Below are 16,692 nucleotides of genomic sequence, written 5' to 3'. Positions count from 1 at the left end.
GATAAACACATCGCTGACGTGCCATCTTTGCGGGAGTAGGCTGTACCTATGAGCAACAAGGCCTCAGAACCCAACACATCAGGCGCCGCGAACACATCCGACGGCACCGCCAGCACGCACGAACCCCAAAACCTGCTGGATGCGACCCCGCGCACCGGCAGCATCCCCCTTCACCTGGGGGAAGGCGGCGCGGACTCTGGGAAAACCCAACCCGAAAAATCGCTCAACAGGCGTATTCTGGCGCTCGCCGTACCCGCCTTCGGCGCACTGATTGCCGAGCCGCTGTTCGTGCTCGCCGATTCCGCACTCGTGGGGCAGCTGGGCACCGAAACCCTGGCGGGCATGAGCATTGCGGCAACCCTCATCACAACCGTGGTGGGGCTCATGAACTTCCTCGCATACTCGGTGACCCCGGCGGTTGCGCGCGCGTTCGGGGCGCATCGGCTGGCGCACGCCTACCGCATCGGCGTGGACGGCGTGTGGGTTGCGCTTGGACTCGGTCTGCTCATTATGGGTGTGGGTTATATCTTTGCCGACCCTGCGCTGCGCGGCATGGGCGCGAACGACGCAACCATCGGCTATGCGCGCGACTACCTGCACCATTCGCTGTGGGGCATTCCGCCCATGATGATGATTCTGGCGCTCATGGGCACCCTGCGCGGGCTGCAAGATACCGTGACCCCGCTCAAAGTTGCGGGTGTGGGCACCGTGGTGAATGTGGCGCTGAACTGGGTGCTGATATACCCGGTCGGCTGGGGCGTGGCCGGTTCGGCGACGGGCACATCGCTCACGCAGTGGGGCATGGCGCTCGCACTCGGTATATTTATTCATCTTAAGATGCGCCCGCAGGGCGTGACGTGGCGTCCCGATATTGCGGGGATGCGCGGCGTGCTATCCCTCGGCTCCTGGCTGATGCTGCGCACCCTCTCGATGCGCCTAGCGCTGCTGTCTACCGTATTTGTGGTGGCTCGCCTGGGTGACGAGCAGACGGCGGCATATCAACTGGGTATGAGCGTGTTCAACCTGTTGCTCTTCGCCCTGGATTCTCTTGCAATTGCGGCGCAGGCACTGCTGGGCAAGGAACTTGGGGAACGCGACCTGACGGCTGAATCCGGGCGTGCGAAAGTGCGTGAACTCAAGAATCGCCTGGTGCGTATGAGCCTGGTGTACGGGGTCGTTACCGGCGTTGTTGCGCCCGTGATCGGTTTCTTCGGGAACTGGATTTTCACGCAGGATGCGCCCGTCGCCACCCTCTTCGCGTGGGCTACCCTCGTGATTGGCGTGGGGCAGCCGATAGCCGCATATGTATTCGTTCTTGATGGTATCCTCATGGGTGCTCAGGACGTGAAATACCTGGCAATTGGCTCATTTGTGATGCTGGTTGTTTATGCGCCCGTTATTTTCGGGATTCACTGGGCGGTTTCCGGTGGTCTGCTGAGTGCCACGGTGGGGTACCTGGGGCTGTGGGCGGCGTACATCCTGTGGTACCAGGGCGTGCGGGCGTTTATCTTCGGCCGCCGCGCCGCCTCGGACGTGTGGATTAAAGCGTAATTTTTCCGGGGTTTACGCAGAATTCAGGTGCTGAGGACAAGTGATTTCACGGTCTTTTAGCTTACGCATAGCGTTGAGGCATCGACTGGTGCCCCCCACGGCATCTATGGCGAACGGACTATACCCTTAGCGGTATGTGTTCCCTGAAACAGGGACGGTTATGCGATACGCAGTGTTCAGAGAAGGGACTGTATTCGCACCCTCACCTGAGGCTTGGAACCTGACCCCGAAGCGCCGCCCTCTCGACTTGCTTGCGACAGTGAGCGCAGAACCGCCTCTTGAACATCACGGACAATTTCTTTGACCGTACGAGAGTCGTCGATTCCAATCTCGATAATGACTTTCTGCGCGCCCGACTCGATGATGATCCCGAATCGGGCGGTCGCAGGATCGCCGCTCATACGGTTGCCGATGGCTTTCAGCGTGGATCCGATCCCCGGTTCAATGCCGCGCACACCGGGAACGGCCGTGACTACATGAGTCAATTCGGCTGCTGAGAGGTTAATCGTCATCGTGCAGATCCTCAATGTGGATATTGACGGTTGGGGATAATTCTAGGTTCTCAAAACACGCCTGGCGCACAGCATCACGAACCTGTTGAGCAAGTTGGGGGAGGCTACTGGTTGTAACGTGCGCAGAGATACGGCAGAAGATCGTATCCGGTATCCCCAGCTCTCGCTGACCTTCGGGGGCTGGGGCATGTTTGAAGGAAGACTTGAGTGCGCGAGCTCCGGGTACGGAGTCTACACTGCGTCGCACTAGGGCGCGTAGGGAGAATTCGGACATACTATATGGACCTAAGTCGGTCGGCGGCATCTCTACCTGGGCACCGTGGCGCGTTTCGGCGAGTACCGCATCCATCATATGGCGCTGAGGCATCACCGATGTGCTCGACTGTGCTTCCAATGTGTCCCAGGTTTTGTGGAGTGAAGCGATTAGACGCAGGTACTCCCGTGTGGAGGCTTCGTCAAGCTCATAAGACTGAGCTGACTTGGTGTGCCGCGGTTCTGCGTGTGGGATGCGGGTGGTGGAACTCATTCCCACTCCTTCATATGGCGCATGACGAGGGAACGGGCGCGTGCCAGCCTCCCCCGGACTGTGGATTCGGTTAGGTTCAGGGTTTGGGATATCTCCTCGTAGGACATGTCATCAACCTCTCGAAGCACCCAGACGATACGCAGCTCTTCAGGAGCGGATGCCAACAGCTTGGCTAATGCTTCTATCTGGGCGTTGACCTCACTGGACTGTGCCGGATCGTCGGTCGCTGTCGACGTCGTGTTAGGGAGGACGCTCGCGCTCTCAAGACCCTCTGAATCGTAAGGGTCAGTGGCTCGGCGCTGAAGTTGACGAATAGTGCTGGTGGCCTTATTAGTGCAGATGCGCATGAGCCAACCCCGGAAGGCATCAGGATCCCGAAGCAGATGAAGACTCCGCCACGCCTGGACAAGGGTCTCTTGGACGATGTCCTCACTGTCGTGGCGGTTACGCACGATCATGTAGGCAGTGCGAAACAGGCGTCCCTGATAACGTTCGACGAGCTTTCCGAAGGCGTCAATGTCACCGTCCTGAGCTCGCAGCACCAGGTACCTGTCTTTGCCCTGAGACGCAGCGTTCGGATGAGGCACATGCTCGGTGGGCGGACCGGTGGACTGCCCTGCATTGCTGCGCTGTTCATCGGTCATGGTTATCAGAACCGCCGCTCTCTAATGAGTGTTGTCCTGCCACAGTGTGGGCTGCACTCTGGGGTTTGCTGGCTTGTTCTAGGCGCAGCAGTACGTCGATCTGGCGAGCATGCTTTCCCAGAGAGGAACTAACGTCGTGGTCAAGTCGGTTCCTGAGCTCGCTCACGGTCCATGCAACCTCGCTGTTCTCTGCTACGGTGACGGTTGCCTGCACCCACAGGTTGCTGGGTGAACCAGTGACCCATACTGAGCACCGCTGAACCCCAGGAACGTCTTCGGCTCGCTCAGAAAGCGCTTGGGATATGACATCGGGGCTGAGTGTGGCCAGAAGTGTGCCATCGGAGCCTGTCAGACGTAAGGGGGATGCGGCAGCTTTACGGGGCACCTGCTTAATGAGCAGGACTAAGCCAATCGCGAGAAGAAGAACCGACCCAATAACGGCGGCTGGCAACAGCCAGTGTGCCTGGGGTCCGACCCAGGTATCGACCCGGGTATCAGCTTTGGCGAGAACCGAGTTAAGGGCGGGCCATGACTGACCCACACCCATGCCGGAAGCTATAAGCCAAAGGGCTATCACCGCGATGAGCAAACCGCTTACCGCAAGGACTATCCTATTGAGAATTCCAGATACCGAACGCATGGTTTTCTCTCTTTCAGCTCGTGTGCTGGATACGCACTCGGCTGTGTGCGGTTCCGACGGGTTTCAAGGTCTGTATAGCCTGTTCAGCTGCCTTCTGTGCGGCCTGACGCACAGGTTCGAGGTCATCCAGAACGCTGAACACGGTCACATTCACGCGCGTTCGACGGACTCGAACCCTAGCGCTGTGAACACCATCGACCCGCTCGACATGGGCTTGTACCAGCCTTGCTAGGTCACGGCGTGAAATAGCTGTCTGACCGGGTATGTTATCTGCAAGAACTTCAGTGCGTTCAGGAGCTCCCGGCCACAGAGCCAGGAGAATCATGAACAGACTGCATACGATCACAAAGCAGGCTGCCGCGAGTACCGCTGGCGACCCTATAATCGTGGAGCCGAGCCCGCTGACTGCTGAGGATGTTCCATTCGGCCACGCTCCGTTCAGGAGACGGTTTCCCAGCGCCCAGATTCCCAGCCCTCCTACGATGAGGAATAGTAACGCCAGGATAATGACGGGCAAACTCCGCGATGGGCGCCGGATGAGATTTTGTACGGGAGCTTTCATCGCAGAGCCCTCCTTACCTGGTTGTTCGGATTGAGCCAGGAGATCTCAATGTTGATCTTCTCAACCCTCAGCCCAGTGAAATACTCGACGCGCTGGCTCACATGCTCACGCACCTGTTGAAGAGTTGAAACCAGTGCTGTAGGGAAGGTAAGGCCGAGATCTAAGTGAAGGACAGCAACCTGACCGTAGAGATCACACTTTGCCTCGGGGCGTGAATGGAAATTTCGACGTGCCCCGATCCCGAGCAGCCCCCCAGCGTTCGAGCCCACATTTGCGCTCTCGTAGGCAGCTTGAGCCGCGATCTGCGCAACAACCTGGGCGGGAATGACGGTGACGCCGCGCTGCTCCTGCCAGGGGCTCTCTGTCTGAGAGTCCTCGACACTGACAGCAGCGGGCTGTGTATTGGTCTCCGTCATTACTTCCTCCATCGATTAAGGATGCTTTGGACATCGACCCGGCCCTCCAGGTAAAGACCCACCACCGTTCCAACCAGGCCGCACAGTGCCACCAGGATGAAGTCGGCGAAGGAACCGAAAGCAAGAATTGTTCCCAGGAATAGGCCCACCAAAAGGGCCAGGTGTGTTGTCTTCATAAAAGATCCTCAGATCGGGGGCGTTGAATTACTTGAGATCGGCAGAGTCAGCGGAAGTGGAATCGTCGTCGGGCAGATGAACATCGGTGACGTCGATATTGACCTCTACTACCTCCAGCCCCGTGGTCCCCTCAATCTGCTCGATAATGTTGCGGCGGATAGCATTGGCTACTTCCACAATGGAGACTCCATATTCGACCACGACGGTAACATCTACGGCTGCCTGGGTCTCGCCCTTCTGGACGCTAATACCGCCAGCAACATTGGTCTGGGCGTTGGGGATGCGGTCGGTCACGGCGCTGAAGGCACGGCGTACGGCATTGCCCATATCGTACACACCGGGAACTTCGCGGGTTGCCATGCCAGCGATTTTGGCAACAACGTTCTCTTCAATGGTGGTTACACCGTGCGAAGTCTGTAGGGGACCGCGAGGAGTCTTATCCTGCTGGGTTTCCTTGTTGTTTTCGCGCTCGCGCTGCTGACCGGTTTGGGGAATGGAGTTATCGCTCATGGGAGCCTCATTTCATGTGTTTTCCGCTGCGCGGATTATGATGTTTGATATGTGCGGCACGCATCGACGGCTGGGGAGTTCAGGCGCTACCCACGCCCTTTGTCCGTCCTTGCGGTCGATGGTGACGCTACTATAAAGACGCTTGAGGCGCTGAATTCCTCACGAATCAAAATGGTGATATATAACACTTTGCTTTGATGAGCGTGTACAAAAACGACTGTTGCCCATGTTTGCTCGGCTCAGCTGCCTATCGTGCGGGTAGTCCTCATATACGCCAAAGCGGGCTATGCGGAAGCTGGGAATAGTTTCTGCATACCCCGCTTGGCTTTGTTCCTGCGATGCTGAAGCGACGCGAGAATATAGGCTATTAGTTCTTTTTGGTTACGCTTAGGTATATGGAGATTGCTACAATAGCGGCGATAATGGAGAGGATCCAGCGAATCCAGTCGATACCAGCAGTATCTGCAACGCCGAAGAAGCTCGCGATCCCTCCGCCAACGAATGCGCCAACAGCACCCAAGATAACGGTCCACAGTGCCGAGATGTTCTGGTGACCTCGCATGATGAGGCGTGCCAGAGCGCCGATGATAGCGCCGGCAATGATCATTCCGATGAGTCCAAGCATAATGGTTCTTCCTTTGTGAGTATCCGCCATAGCGCGTGCGCGCCTGAACGGTGATGATATGGGGTCTTAAAAGCGCAGATCGGTGAGGTTCTGCCTGAAAGTTCAGAAGCAGCCGGGATTTCAGCTGCCTTTCCTGTCACATATTGCGTGATTCGACGGGGCTGTTATCGCCTGCCGTCGTCTCTCAAGCCTACGGCGCTGATATGAAGACGCCATGAGTGCGCAGATCCTCACGCGTTCTATAAGTGTTTTACATCACCTTTAGTGTGAAGGGTGCTCTTACGTCCTTCTGTTCTGCTTCTTGCCTCCTGGTGCCGTGGGGCAGGGAGGGTGGGGCGCTGGCAGATGGGCTTTTGGTCGGTATGGACTTGACCGGTGTAGTACATAAATAAAAAATCTTATTCTTGAGCATCCGCTTTAATAATAAATTCGTGAATGCTGTTGTAAATTTTTAAATACATTATGGGAGTGAAGGGGTTTTATTAATAAATCCGGGGAAATTCCTCAGAATTGAATGAGAGTAGGCTGACAAAAATCTAAAAAAGGTTGTTTTGACGAATGTTCTGGAATTACATTAAAAATACCTCATGAATTCACGGATAAGTGATCATGAGGAAGTATCTTACATATCTATTTTTTAAGGTTTTCTGCATTATTAAATGCGAGGAGGTGGTGCACATACCTTAATGAATCGTGGATAAAAAATACTCAAAACTGTCAGGATTAAGAAAGAAATGAGGCGATACGCTATGAAAAAGTCATTCAAACGAACCCTGGTGGCCGGGGTTGCAGGCGCGGTTCTTGCGGCCGGTGCCGCTATTCCGGCGAATGCTGCATCCAGCACGTCAAGTCTCGTTCCGCCGCGAACTGAGATTGATGCCACGGTCCACGGGCCGGGGTCTAGCTGGTGGTGCCACAGTGTTATCTATGTGTTTTACACTCCCATTAACTACCAGGAGCCCCGGTATGAAACCGTAACGGCGTGCGGGAACGAAACGGTGACAAAACACCTGGTATCAAACCATACGCAGGTGGCGGTCGCTGGCGAGGAATATCATCCGGCTATTACTGCTTCCCCGCGAGGATAGCGGCAAGATTGATATCCAGATGCGGTCTGCGGCAAATTATTGTATCTGCCGCAGGCCGCACTGATGCTGAATTATTTTAAATTTTAGAATGTTTTTTGACTCTAGGATTTAATGTAAAAATATTTTCTTGATGATATATACCGATCATTTTATGGCGGTTCATGCCGACACAGTTTAAATATTTTATAATTCTGAAGATTATGTATTCGGATATGCTTCTTCGAGGAAAGAATAGTCATCCCAATATCCGCGATCCCACCATTCGATAAATTCGATGTTTTTACCTTCGCATCCGAGGGTGAGGAAATCCTCGAAGAAAATCAGGCGCTCGGAAAATATAGAACTGTCATGGCCCTCTATGCGCATTTTTTCGTGAAATTCATGCGGTGAAAGCCCCAGACTCACGCCGTTGAGGGTGTCACCATCCAGGATCTGCAGGGAGAACAGAACAACCTTCCCCTCAGCCAACCCAAGATCTACCAGGCGTTCGGCGTTGCCCAGAGTAACGCGACCCATGAAACGCTCACTTCCATGAAATGATGAATCGTAAAGGTCTTTATTGAATCGCTCGTGGTAGTAACCGATAGGCTGTCCGAGCTCCAGCTGGGGCGGGACCTCAAACTGAAAATCCATATTCTTCACCTTTCATGAGGGATAATGAAAATCCTTATAAAGTACCCTCGAAACATACGTAATATACCCAAAGGCGCATTATTTACTGAATGAAGGATGTGCAAATAATCGGAACCGCTATATGTCACCGTGTGCTCGTTCCGGGATCTGATAGTAGATTGGAGCGGCATGTAGCTGCTGGATCGCCTCAATAAAACTCGGGTCCAGCTCCCCCAACTCATCAAGCCAAGACCAGTCGTCAGGGGCGGAATCGTGTGAATGTTTCATGCGCCCTCCGTATTCTGTATGGAGTGAATATACTAGTTGAGATGAACCCGGCAGTTATCGCAGCATCTGGTTAAACTGCTCAATGGCGGCGTCAGGAATATCACCGAGAGCATGCAGCATCTCAAAGGTGAAATCAACGAATCCCAGCCCGCTGGCGGTCACCAGGTTCTTATCGCGCACCGCCTCGCGCGTGGTGTTTACGTACTGATGCGGGTTCGTGTAGGCGGGCAAATCCTTGATGTCCTCAAAGCTGTTAGCCGTGTGCCTGCGCCCGTCGAGCAGGCCAGCAGAAGCCAAGAAATATGCGCCGTCGCAGATACCGCCGACCGGTTTGCCCGCATCCTTGAAACTACGCAGAATTGAGGCGAGCTTCTGGGAATCTTCGGCGGGCAGGGCGCGCCATGAGCCCTCCGCGCCGATGACGATGACCGCATCCGCAGTTGAGGGAATCTCGGGAATTGTCATATCGGGTTCCACACGCAACCCGCCCATAGAGGTTTTCACTTCTCGATTGACGGACGCCCACCGCACTGTGTACCCGCCGATGATGCTCTGCAGCCCGGCGGCAAGCAGGGCAGGTTCCCAGTCGGCGAATTTATCCAGAATGACGACAGCAAGTGTTTTCATGGGAACTCCTTGTAACCTCAGCTCACTTGTCTCTAAACCCTACGGTAAACCTCGTCGAAGGGCAGGCGGAAGCGCTCGCCCCAGATGCCGTGGCCGGGTTTGCGAATACCGCAGGCAACCACCATGTTAATCTCGACATTGCGCGGCAGGTTGAGGAGTTTCTTCACGCGGTGACTGTCGAAGCCTTCCATCGGGCAGGTATCGTACCCCGCCTCGGTCATCGCGAGCATAAACGTCTGCGCCACCAGGCCGCAGCTCTTGTGCACAACCACGCGATAATCGTGCTCCGAAACCTCACGCATCATCGGAACGAACAAACCCGCACAATTCGCCATTGCTGCGCGGGATGCGCCCAGCAGACCAAAGCAGCGCGCGTACAGGAGCGGCATAGCCTTGGTGTAGTACATTTCCCAATTCTTGATGCGGTCTTTCTGCTTCTCAGCCGGGCTGTTACGCTCAACATTGCCGCGTTCAAATTCCAGTGCGGCTTTCGCACGGCGGCGGTACAAATCCTGGCGGGTTACGAACACCACCATCTGCTGCGCGGTCTTGGCGGCCTGTTGGTGCATGCACGCTGCGGCGAGTTTATTCAGGGTGGCGGGATCAGTTACGTGGTAGAGCTCGTACAGCTGCATATTCGAACTTGTGGGCGCCAGCTGAGCCGCCCGCAAACACTCTTTGACAACATCGGCATCAATGGGCTGGTTTTCGTCGTAATGGCGCACCGAACGGCGGCGGTTCAGCAAATCTAGCAGGGACATTATGCGACTCCTTTCCACAGCGGCGTTCCGAAGGCATATAAAACTAACCCTCACCTTTAAGACTATCGTTTACGGGTGCGGAATTCACGCATAATTTTGGATATTTAAGCGAACGCGATGCCGTATAAAGCGCCTTGTGAGCACAGGTTTTATAGTGGAAAGAAGCAGGCGCAGTATAAGAACGAGGAGGCTCCGTGATACTTCTGAACATTCTCGCCCACGATACCCTCAACGAACAGGCTGATGCGCCCGGCTGGATACTCCCCGTTGTGCTTGCAGTTGTTGTTATCGCGTTCGTGGCTATCGGTGCCGTTATTCTCAAGGGTATTATGCGGGATTCGGGCGATACCTCCCAACGCGCCGCCCATAAAGCGGAACGCAAAATCGCCACAAAAACCGGAAAGAAACTTGGTCGCACGGCACACGATAAATACCGGGAACACCGCAAAGAATAGCTGGCCGGTACGAAGAGACCGGGCGGGAAGCTACCCGGTGAACCAGTTTTCGGTGACCGTGTGCGCATCGAAATGTCCCAGGAGCGGGGTTAGTGGGGAAAATCCGTGTTCACGCACCAGCGACACGGAACGTAGCACCGACTCATTCCACTAGTGAAGCGCCAGCGCATAGGTACGCCCAGTGAGTGCAGAAACCGGGTAAATTAGGGGACCGGGCAGGCTGCTAAGTACCTGAACCCGACCCCCAGATAAGAGTCCCGCGCGGGAACTCAGGGAGAGCAGACTACTTGGCCCACACAACGAGCTCATCAAGCGGCTTGCGTGGCTTCGGGTCGATCTCGCGCGAGCGGTAGCCGAAGGTTGCGGCAACGGATACGCCGTAATCCTCAGGGTCGAGAAGCCCTTCCTCGGTGAGGAGCTGGGTGACCGCATCGTAGTCCATGCCTTCAACGGGGCAGGAATCGATGCCGAGCATTGCTGCGCCCGTGAGCATATTCCCTAGCGCAATATAAGTGTTCTTCCTAGTCCACTCGAAAAGGGCACGCTCGTCGTCGGCGATCTTCATATCGTGCACCTGGAAGTTTTTGTACATATCCAGCGCCATCTGCATCTGGTCTTCGGGAAGATTGCGCTTCGCTAGCGCTTGCAGCAGGAAATCGGAATCATAGCGGGCGTTCTTCTTCGCCACAATAATCACCACATGGCTGGCGTCATCGAGCGTGTTTGCCATACCCCAGGCGATAGGCTTGAGCTTCTCACGTAGCTCTTTATTCTGTATCACCAGAAATTTCCACGGCTCGGAACCAACCGAGCTGGGGGAGAGGCGGCCGAACTCAAGGATTGTGTTAAAGTCTTTGTCGCTGATTGTACGGGCGGGGTCGTAGGAGCGGGTAGAAACGCGACGCTTGAAAATTTCAATTGCTTGTTCACGAGTGAGAATCATGGTTTTCCTTTTCTGTGCTGGGTTTCTATGACGGAATTTAGTATATCGAGCAGGGATGCGCCTCCCGCCGGTTTTTTCGCACAGCGTGATTGACTGCGTTGCCCAAAGCGTGCTTTAGATGTGCTCCTACGGCTAACAACATATCGTTTGGACAAACTGCCGCCGATCTTCAGCTGGTTTTTCGAGTGAAAGAGCCCGGTGAGCGGCCTGCACAATCAGAGAGGCTGGAACTGCATCATATGTTTTCCCCTGGGACTCGACGGTTCGGCACTGTTCACCGTGGCACACATCGTCGCAGGTGCTGCTTCCCTGTATCCCACCCACTAGATCTTCCAGGGGTACACCCATAATCCAGATACGATTGGATTCCTCAGGATGAGTCAAGAATTCTTCTTCACTCATTGTACGGATTTCCAGATGAGGCTGAATACCCTGAGGCAAGAGCTCAGCTTCCAATACCTGTAAAGCCTTGCGCAGCTCCTCACCTGTTGTACCGCACCGTGAGCAGGTTTGTTTTTCGGCATTGACAAGGTGCTGCCAGATAATAGGTAAAGTTTTCATCAGGGACTACCTTTCCTTTTGAAACTATAATCTATTTGGTTGTGATGAGATGGGGCGTGGGCACGCCAGTGTTTACGCCACTTTTACGGTGTATTCCAGGGCTTTGCTCGGGTGCATGGTTACTGAGACGTATCCGTTGGCGGGGGTGCGCACATAGTCGAGGTAATCTTCCATAGACGGACCAAATCCTTCAACATCGTCTACGGCAATCACGGCGCGGTCGGCAAGATGCGGCTCCAACAGCTGAAAGACGGGAAGCACCAGGTCAGGCCACCCGTCGAGAAGTACAAAATCGGGGCTGAAATCCAGGTCTTGCAGGGTCTTCAGCGCATCGCCTTCGCGCAGCTCGATATAGTCCGCAAGCCCCGCCCGCTCAAAATTTTTCCGCGCGGCCTCAGCCTTATGAGGCACATATTCGCAGGTGATTACGCGCCCGCCATTGCGTTTTGCGGCGGCGGCAAGATACAGCGTCGAGATGCCGTAGGACGTACCAAACTCAACGATATTCCGCGCGCCGCTCGCCAGCGCCTGCATATACAGAAACTCTCCCTGCTGCGGGGTTATGGGGATGTATTTATCGGTATAAAAATCTTCGTTCTCGGTCTCCCAATCAATCCCCCTGCCTAAAATCTGGTGGATTTTCGGCAGAAAATGTATGAACATGCGCTTGCCCTGCTTGAGCGTGGCGTCGTAGAGGTCATAGAGTGTGTCTTCGACCGGTGGGTCGTTGAGGAATGTGAACATTTGCGGGGTTAATTTGGGCATGTGAATCTCCCGGATGCTTCGGCACGTATTACCTGCACCACAAATTTCAGAGTCATACCCCTGAAAATAGTGCGGTCATATGATTCCTCTTATCATGCCAGCGTCAGCAGGGGAGTACAAGGGATTTGCGCAAAGACGCACAAAAGACGAAGCCCCCCGTCCCAAACCGGGCTAACGCTCAAATCGGGTGAGGCGCATCGAATTGAGCACCACAAACACCGAACTGAACGCCATGGCCGCGCCCGCAATCATCGGGTTCAGCAACCCTGCCGCTGCGACCGGCACCGCGATAGTGTTGTATGCGAACGCCCAGAACAGATTCGACTTGATGGTGTGCAAAGTCGCCCGCGAAAGCCGCAGCGACGTGGGGATCGCGCGCATATCCGAGCGCATCAGCACAATATCCGAAGCCTGCACCGCAACATCCGTACCCGAGCCCATCGCCATGCCCAGGTCTGCGCGGGCCAGGGCAGGCGCATCGTTCACGCCGTCGCCAACCATCGCCACCCGGTAGCCTTCATCTTGAAGCTTCGCGATAACCTCAGATTTACGTTCGGGCGTGACCCCCGCAAAGACGTTTTCAGGATTAATCCCCACGCTGGATGCGATAGCCTGGGCAACTTCGGGGGCGTCACCAGTCAGCAGCGTGGGTTCTAAGCCCAGTTCGTGAAGCTCGGCGATAGCCTGCGCCGACTCGGGTTTGGGGGAGTCTGCCAGTGCGATGAGCCCGACAGGCAAGGGGTCCTTTGTGCCGATCGCGCGAGCCACAGCCACGGTGGTCAGCCCTTCCGAACGCGTTTGCTCAAGCATCTGATGCTGCTTCTCAGTGAGGGGAACGCCCGCCTGCAGCAGGTATTCGGGGGTGCCCACCAGCACCAGGCGGCGGGACTCCCCCTCGCCCCGAGTGCGCACGAGCTCGCCGCGCACGCCTCCGGGCACGCCCTCAAAGTTCTCAACGGTACCGAGAAATGCTCCATAATTTTCTGTCGCAAAACGCGCAATAGCATGGGCTATTGGATGCTCGCTCAGTGCCTCCACGGCTGCGGCATCGCTCAGAATAGATACAGAACGTTCGCTCTTTGAAGAGGCGTTGTCGTCTGTGACTTCGGTGAAATCGTCGAAGGTTCCAAAGCGTGCCACGCGCATTGTACCTTCGGTGACGGTCCCGGTTTTATCCAGCACGATGCGGTTCACCGCATACGTAGTTTCCAGCACCTGCGCGTTGCGAATCAGTATGCCCAGCTGCGAGCCGCGCCCGGTGCCCGCCAGCAGCGCCGTGGGGGTAGCCAGACCGAGTGCGCACGGACAGGCGATCACCAGCACCGAAACCGCCGCGTTGAACGCACGCGGCACATCGTGCGATACAGCCAGCCACCCGATGAGAGTCAGGAGTGAAATCACCAGAATTGTTGGCACGAAAATCGCAGAAACACGGTCGGCAAGGCGCGCGATGGGTGCCTTCGTTTCCTGGGCGGCGGCAACCAGCTCACCCATTTTTGCGAGCGTCGTCTCAGAGCCCACGCGGGTGGCGCGCACCGTCAGCGACCCGGAGGTGTTCAGGGTTGCGCCGGTGACCGCATCGCCCACCGAAACCTCGACAGGCACCGATTCGCCGGTCAGCAGGGAGGCATCCACGGCGGAAGACCCTGCAATAACCGTGCCGTCGGTAGCGATTTTTTCACCCGGGCGCACCAAGAATTCGTCTCCCGGCAACAGATCCTCGACCGGAATCTGCACCTCGCGCGTGGTTCCCCGCTTGTCGGTGCGAAGCAGGGTCGCGGTGCGTGCTCCCAGGCTCAGCAGGGTGCGCAGAGCCTCGGAAGAGCGGGTTCGTGTACGGTGCTCAACTGCCCGCCCGATCAGCAGGAATAAAGTCACCATCGACGCCGAATCAAAATACAGTGGCGCATGGTTACCGCTCAAGAACATGCCGAGAATGCCCCCCTGCATGGGGTGAACATGCTCGGTCAGCCCGGGGTTCATGAACAGCTGTGCGAGTGAATACAGGTAGGCGACAATCACCCCGAGAGAAACCAGCGTGTCCATCGTGCTGCTGAAGTGGCGTGCGTTCGTGAGAGCGGCGCGGTGAAACGGCTCGGCGCTATAGACCGCAACCGGCAGCGTGATAAGCGCAAGCACCCAGCCCCAGTGCGGGAACTGGAACGTGGGGAACATCGAAATCAAGAAAATCGGCACACCCAGCAATAACGCCACAACGATGCGCCACCCCAAGCCCCCACTGCGCGCGTTGGTCGTCTCTTCGGACTCTGCATCGCGAACCTCGGTTTTGAGCGATGCCGTATACCCGGCGTTATTGACCGTTTCAATGATCTGCTCATCGGTAATATCGGCGGGAACGATCACGCGCGCAGACTCCAGCGGCAGGTTCACGGCGGGATCAACCCCCGGAATTTTGCGGAGTTTACGTTCCACGCGACCCACGCAGGATGCGCACGTCATGCCCTGAACATCCAGGTGGATAATGCGCGTCTGCCCGCCATTAGCCGAGGAATCGAAAAGAGAATGGTCGTTCTCAGCTGTGGTGGATGCTGTTTGAGTTGAGTTACCCATGTTCTTCGCCTCGGTTCTCAATGCTCACGATGCTGTGCTGTCTTCGGGCTTTGCCTGCTGCAGTCCGCCCTGATCTATACTTCGCCTTCGTCCGGCAGTCCATCGGCACGGTTGCTGCGCGGTCGCTGCCCGGTTAGTTTCGAGCCTCGATCGTTCACCCCGCGAACCCGCGTGAGGGCAGCACGCCTGAATGTGCGGCGTTGAGCGAGGGCGTCGTATGCGGTGCCGTGCACACCGGGATGCAGATTATCGCCGGTGCCGTCTGCGGGGGTATTCGCCGCATGATCCTGTGAGGAATATATTCGCGATGCGCCCCGTCGCTTCAGCCCGCGCTGATCCTCGCGCGCCGTGTAGGGGGTGGAGTCGCGCACCCACGCATCCAGCAGATCGGAGTCGAGCCCCATCTGCCGTGCCACGCGGGAAATCGCCTCGGTCAGGTGAATGTTCTCGGTGCCTACGAGTGCGCGCACTGCCCCGACCGCCATTGCCTGGTACTGCGGAGAATACGCCATGATTAGACGGCGGGAGTGAAGCCAGCTTCGACGATGGCGTCCGCTACGGCTTGCGTATTGAGGGTGCCTTCGTGCTCGATGGTGACGGTCGAAACGCCGTCTTTGACCACGTCTACGTTCACGCCGGTGACGCCCGGAACTTCGCCGACTTCTTCACTCACGCTCATGGCGCAGTGGTTGCAGGTGAGGCCGGTTGCTTTGACGGTGGTGATTGCCATGATGTTTCCTTCCAGAATTTTTGGAATTACAAAACTTGTGGATGCGCCGCCCGCATGTCAGCTGCGCATCATGCGGGATATGGCGGCGGTTGCCTCTTTTATTTTCTCATCAACTATTGTCGCATCACCTGTACGTTCGGATTCAATTGCGGCGTTGGTGACGCAATGCCCCATATGTTCTTCGAGCAGGTTGAGTGAGACTGCGTGAAGCGCTTTGGAAACCGCCGCGACCTGAGTAAGCACATCAATACAGTACTTGTCTTCCTCGACCATGCGGGCGATACCGCGCACTTGCCCTTCGATGCGGCGCAGGCGCTTCAAATGCGCCTCCTTGTTTGGGGTGTACCCGTGTGGCTGTGCTGAGGAATCACGGTTTGTCATAGATCCAGTGTATACCCTAGGGGGGTATATATCAAGAGGTGGTGAAAGTGATTTGATATATTGGCTTTATGCGTGCACCACACCCTCAATCGGTCTATACGCTTCCGCACGAGCAAACGGTGCTCAATACCCTGCGGAAGTATGGGGTGGTTAAAGCACACCTATTCGGTAGCGCGGCACGCGGCGAGCTTACCCCCGCCAGTGATCTTGATTTTTTGATAGAGATGAAAGACTCCCCAGATTACGGCGTATTGTTGCGGTTATCTGAGGAGCTTGAGCAGATTACAGGGTACCCGGTCGACGTACTGACCTCTATTAAGCCTGTTTTTCGCCCTTACATCGAACCCGACTTGACGGAGCTGCCGTTGTGAAAGTTCCAGACCCTTACATCATCATGGCGCTTGATGCAGGCAGACGCGTGCAGCGTTACACCCCAGAGTCTGCAGAAGCATTTTTTGAATCAGAGCTTATACAAGATGCTATTTGTATGCGGCTGCAGGAAATGGGCGAGAATCTGTCTAAAATTCGTCAGCAGTTTCCTGATTATTACCAGGCTCACCATAGTGAGAGCTGGCACCGCCTGATCGGATTGCGTAATGTTATCTCTCATGGTTACGGCGATATCGACCTCAATATTGTGTGGCGCATAGCTTCACAGCACCTATCAGGTGTGATGCAAGAGTTGGAGACTTTGCAGGCATCATCTCTTCCCGACCTGTAACCCGTCGTAGGCTGAAACAGAAAAAC

The 16,692-nt window shown here is 55.8% G+C and carries 25 protein-coding genes; 5 read left to right on the top strand and 20 right to left on the bottom strand.

The window, feature by feature from the left end:
- Positions 1 to 48: 48 nt before the first annotated feature.
- Complete coding sequence (locus HMPREF0733_RS03710) at positions 49 to 1,551, top strand: MATE family efflux transporter (protein ID WP_013398044.1); 1,503 nt, start codon at positions 49 to 51, stop codon at positions 1,549 to 1,551.
- Between the two features lie 176 nt (positions 1,552 to 1,727).
- Here the strand turns inward: HMPREF0733_RS03710 and HMPREF0733_RS03705 are convergent, their stop codons facing one another.
- The 9 genes from HMPREF0733_RS03705 to HMPREF0733_RS03665 form a co-directional block, all read right to left on the bottom strand.
- Positions 1,728 to 2,063 (bottom strand): hypothetical protein, encoded by a 336-nt coding sequence (locus tag HMPREF0733_RS03705; protein ID WP_013398043.1) that lies wholly within the window; start codon positions 2,061 to 2,063, stop codon positions 1,728 to 1,730.
- Complete coding sequence (locus tag HMPREF0733_RS03700) at positions 2,053 to 2,589, bottom strand: Asp23/Gls24 family envelope stress response protein (protein WP_013398042.1); 537 nt, start codon at positions 2,587 to 2,589, stop codon at positions 2,053 to 2,055. The genes HMPREF0733_RS03705 and HMPREF0733_RS03700 overlap by 11 nt, the downstream gene beginning before the upstream one ends.
- Positions 2,586 to 3,233 (bottom strand): RNA polymerase sigma factor, encoded by a 648-nt coding sequence (locus HMPREF0733_RS03695; protein ID WP_013398041.1) that lies wholly within the window; start codon positions 3,231 to 3,233, stop codon positions 2,586 to 2,588. The genes HMPREF0733_RS03700 and HMPREF0733_RS03695 overlap by 4 nt, the downstream gene beginning before the upstream one ends.
- On the bottom strand, positions 3,223 to 3,873 hold the full coding sequence (locus HMPREF0733_RS03690; protein ID WP_013398040.1) for a hypothetical protein: 651 nt from the start codon (positions 3,871 to 3,873) through the stop codon (positions 3,223 to 3,225). The genes HMPREF0733_RS03695 and HMPREF0733_RS03690 overlap by 11 nt, the downstream gene beginning before the upstream one ends.
- A gap of 13 nt (positions 3,874 to 3,886) precedes the next feature.
- Positions 3,887 to 4,435: a DUF6286 domain-containing protein gene (locus HMPREF0733_RS03685; RefSeq protein ID WP_013398039.1), complete on the bottom strand. Its 549-nt coding sequence runs from the start codon at positions 4,433 to 4,435 to the stop codon at positions 3,887 to 3,889.
- On the bottom strand, positions 4,432 to 4,851 hold the full coding sequence (locus tag HMPREF0733_RS03680) for an Asp23/Gls24 family envelope stress response protein (protein WP_041321622.1): 420 nt from the start codon (positions 4,849 to 4,851) through the stop codon (positions 4,432 to 4,434). The genes HMPREF0733_RS03685 and HMPREF0733_RS03680 overlap by 4 nt, the downstream gene beginning before the upstream one ends.
- On the bottom strand, positions 4,851 to 5,027 hold the full coding sequence (locus HMPREF0733_RS11235; protein WP_004005823.1) for a hypothetical protein: 177 nt from the start codon (positions 5,025 to 5,027) through the stop codon (positions 4,851 to 4,853). The genes HMPREF0733_RS03680 and HMPREF0733_RS11235 overlap by 1 nt, the downstream gene beginning before the upstream one ends.
- Before the next feature lie 28 nt (positions 5,028 to 5,055).
- A complete protein-coding gene (locus HMPREF0733_RS03670) occupies positions 5,056 to 5,538 on the bottom strand; it encodes an Asp23/Gls24 family envelope stress response protein (protein ID WP_004005822.1) in 483 nt (160 codons plus the stop codon).
- A 367-nt stretch (positions 5,539 to 5,905) separates the two neighbouring features.
- Positions 5,906 to 6,163 carry a GlsB/YeaQ/YmgE family stress response membrane protein gene (locus tag HMPREF0733_RS03665; protein ID WP_041321620.1) on the bottom strand — a complete coding sequence of 86 codons (258 nt, stop codon included), beginning with the start codon at positions 6,161 to 6,163 and terminating at the stop codon, positions 5,906 to 5,908.
- 749 nt (positions 6,164 to 6,912) lie between these two features.
- Between HMPREF0733_RS03665 and HMPREF0733_RS03660 the strand changes: the two genes are divergently transcribed.
- Complete coding sequence (locus HMPREF0733_RS03660; RefSeq protein WP_041321618.1) at positions 6,913 to 7,251, top strand: hypothetical protein; 339 nt, start codon at positions 6,913 to 6,915, stop codon at positions 7,249 to 7,251.
- Positions 7,252 to 7,449: 198 nt separating this feature from the next.
- Here HMPREF0733_RS03660 and HMPREF0733_RS03655 read toward each other — a convergent pair whose 3' ends face one another.
- From HMPREF0733_RS03655 to HMPREF0733_RS03640, 4 genes are all read right to left on the bottom strand, one after another.
- Complete coding sequence (locus HMPREF0733_RS03655) at positions 7,450 to 7,884, bottom strand: hypothetical protein (protein WP_013398035.1); 435 nt, start codon at positions 7,882 to 7,884, stop codon at positions 7,450 to 7,452.
- Between the two features lie 117 nt (positions 7,885 to 8,001).
- Positions 8,002 to 8,151 carry a hypothetical protein gene (locus tag HMPREF0733_RS03650; RefSeq protein WP_013398034.1) on the bottom strand — a complete coding sequence of 50 codons (150 nt, stop codon included), beginning with the start codon at positions 8,149 to 8,151 and terminating at the stop codon, positions 8,002 to 8,004.
- A gap of 54 nt (positions 8,152 to 8,205) precedes the next feature.
- Positions 8,206 to 8,778, bottom strand: a complete 573-nt coding sequence (locus HMPREF0733_RS03645; protein ID WP_013398033.1) for a DJ-1/PfpI family protein — start codon at positions 8,776 to 8,778, stop codon at positions 8,206 to 8,208.
- Between the two features lie 32 nt (positions 8,779 to 8,810).
- The gene (locus tag HMPREF0733_RS03640; RefSeq protein ID WP_013398032.1) at positions 8,811 to 9,539 is read right to left on the bottom strand and encodes a nitroreductase family protein; all 729 of its coding nucleotides are present in this window, start codon (positions 9,537 to 9,539) and stop codon (positions 8,811 to 8,813) included.
- A 194-nt stretch (positions 9,540 to 9,733) separates the two neighbouring features.
- On the opposite strand from HMPREF0733_RS03640, the gene HMPREF0733_RS03635 reads away from it, so the two are divergent.
- Positions 9,734 to 9,994, top strand: a complete 261-nt coding sequence (locus HMPREF0733_RS03635; RefSeq protein WP_013398030.1) for a hypothetical protein — start codon at positions 9,734 to 9,736, stop codon at positions 9,992 to 9,994.
- A 283-nt stretch (positions 9,995 to 10,277) separates the two neighbouring features.
- On the opposite strand, the gene HMPREF0733_RS03630 is transcribed toward HMPREF0733_RS03635, so the two are convergent.
- From HMPREF0733_RS03630 to HMPREF0733_RS03600, 7 genes are all read right to left on the bottom strand, one after another.
- Positions 10,278 to 10,937 carry an NAD(P)H-dependent oxidoreductase gene (locus HMPREF0733_RS03630; protein ID WP_013398029.1) on the bottom strand — a complete coding sequence of 220 codons (660 nt, stop codon included), beginning with the start codon at positions 10,935 to 10,937 and terminating at the stop codon, positions 10,278 to 10,280.
- Positions 10,938 to 11,069: 132 nt separating this feature from the next.
- Complete coding sequence (locus tag HMPREF0733_RS03625; RefSeq protein WP_013398028.1) at positions 11,070 to 11,498, bottom strand: DUF2703 domain-containing protein; 429 nt, start codon at positions 11,496 to 11,498, stop codon at positions 11,070 to 11,072.
- 72 nt (positions 11,499 to 11,570) lie between these two features.
- Positions 11,571 to 12,263, bottom strand: coding sequence for an O-methyltransferase (locus tag HMPREF0733_RS03620; RefSeq protein ID WP_013398027.1), 693 nt, complete (start codon positions 12,261 to 12,263; stop codon positions 11,571 to 11,573).
- A gap of 171 nt (positions 12,264 to 12,434) precedes the next feature.
- The gene (locus HMPREF0733_RS03615; RefSeq protein WP_013398026.1) at positions 12,435 to 14,834 is read right to left on the bottom strand and encodes a heavy metal translocating P-type ATPase; all 2,400 of its coding nucleotides are present in this window, start codon (positions 14,832 to 14,834) and stop codon (positions 12,435 to 12,437) included.
- A 74-nt stretch (positions 14,835 to 14,908) separates the two neighbouring features.
- Positions 14,909 to 15,346: a hypothetical protein gene (locus tag HMPREF0733_RS03610; protein ID WP_013398025.1), complete on the bottom strand. Its 438-nt coding sequence runs from the start codon at positions 15,344 to 15,346 to the stop codon at positions 14,909 to 14,911.
- A gap of 2 nt (positions 15,347 to 15,348) precedes the next feature.
- Complete coding sequence (locus tag HMPREF0733_RS03605; RefSeq protein WP_004005811.1) at positions 15,349 to 15,564, bottom strand: heavy-metal-associated domain-containing protein; 216 nt, start codon at positions 15,562 to 15,564, stop codon at positions 15,349 to 15,351.
- A gap of 57 nt (positions 15,565 to 15,621) precedes the next feature.
- On the bottom strand, positions 15,622 to 15,945 hold the full coding sequence (locus HMPREF0733_RS03600; protein WP_013398024.1) for a metal-sensitive transcriptional regulator: 324 nt from the start codon (positions 15,943 to 15,945) through the stop codon (positions 15,622 to 15,624).
- Between the two features lie 68 nt (positions 15,946 to 16,013).
- On the opposite strand from HMPREF0733_RS03600, the gene HMPREF0733_RS03595 reads away from it, so the two are divergent.
- Both HMPREF0733_RS03595 and HMPREF0733_RS03590 read left to right on the top strand, forming a co-directional pair.
- Complete coding sequence (locus tag HMPREF0733_RS03595) at positions 16,014 to 16,316, top strand: nucleotidyltransferase family protein (RefSeq protein ID WP_013398023.1); 303 nt, start codon at positions 16,014 to 16,016, stop codon at positions 16,314 to 16,316.
- Complete coding sequence (locus HMPREF0733_RS03590; protein ID WP_013398022.1) at positions 16,313 to 16,666, top strand: HepT-like ribonuclease domain-containing protein; 354 nt, start codon at positions 16,313 to 16,315, stop codon at positions 16,664 to 16,666. The genes HMPREF0733_RS03595 and HMPREF0733_RS03590 overlap by 4 nt, the downstream gene beginning before the upstream one ends.
- Positions 16,667 to 16,692 lie beyond the last annotated feature (26 nt).

This window comes from Rothia dentocariosa ATCC 17931 (assembly GCF_000164695.2).
In the GTDB taxonomy this organism is placed as follows: Bacteria; Actinomycetota; Actinomycetes; order Actinomycetales; family Micrococcaceae; genus Rothia; species Rothia dentocariosa.
Note: the sequence above shows the minus strand (reverse complement) of the source record. Positions and strands in the feature narration are given on the sequence as shown.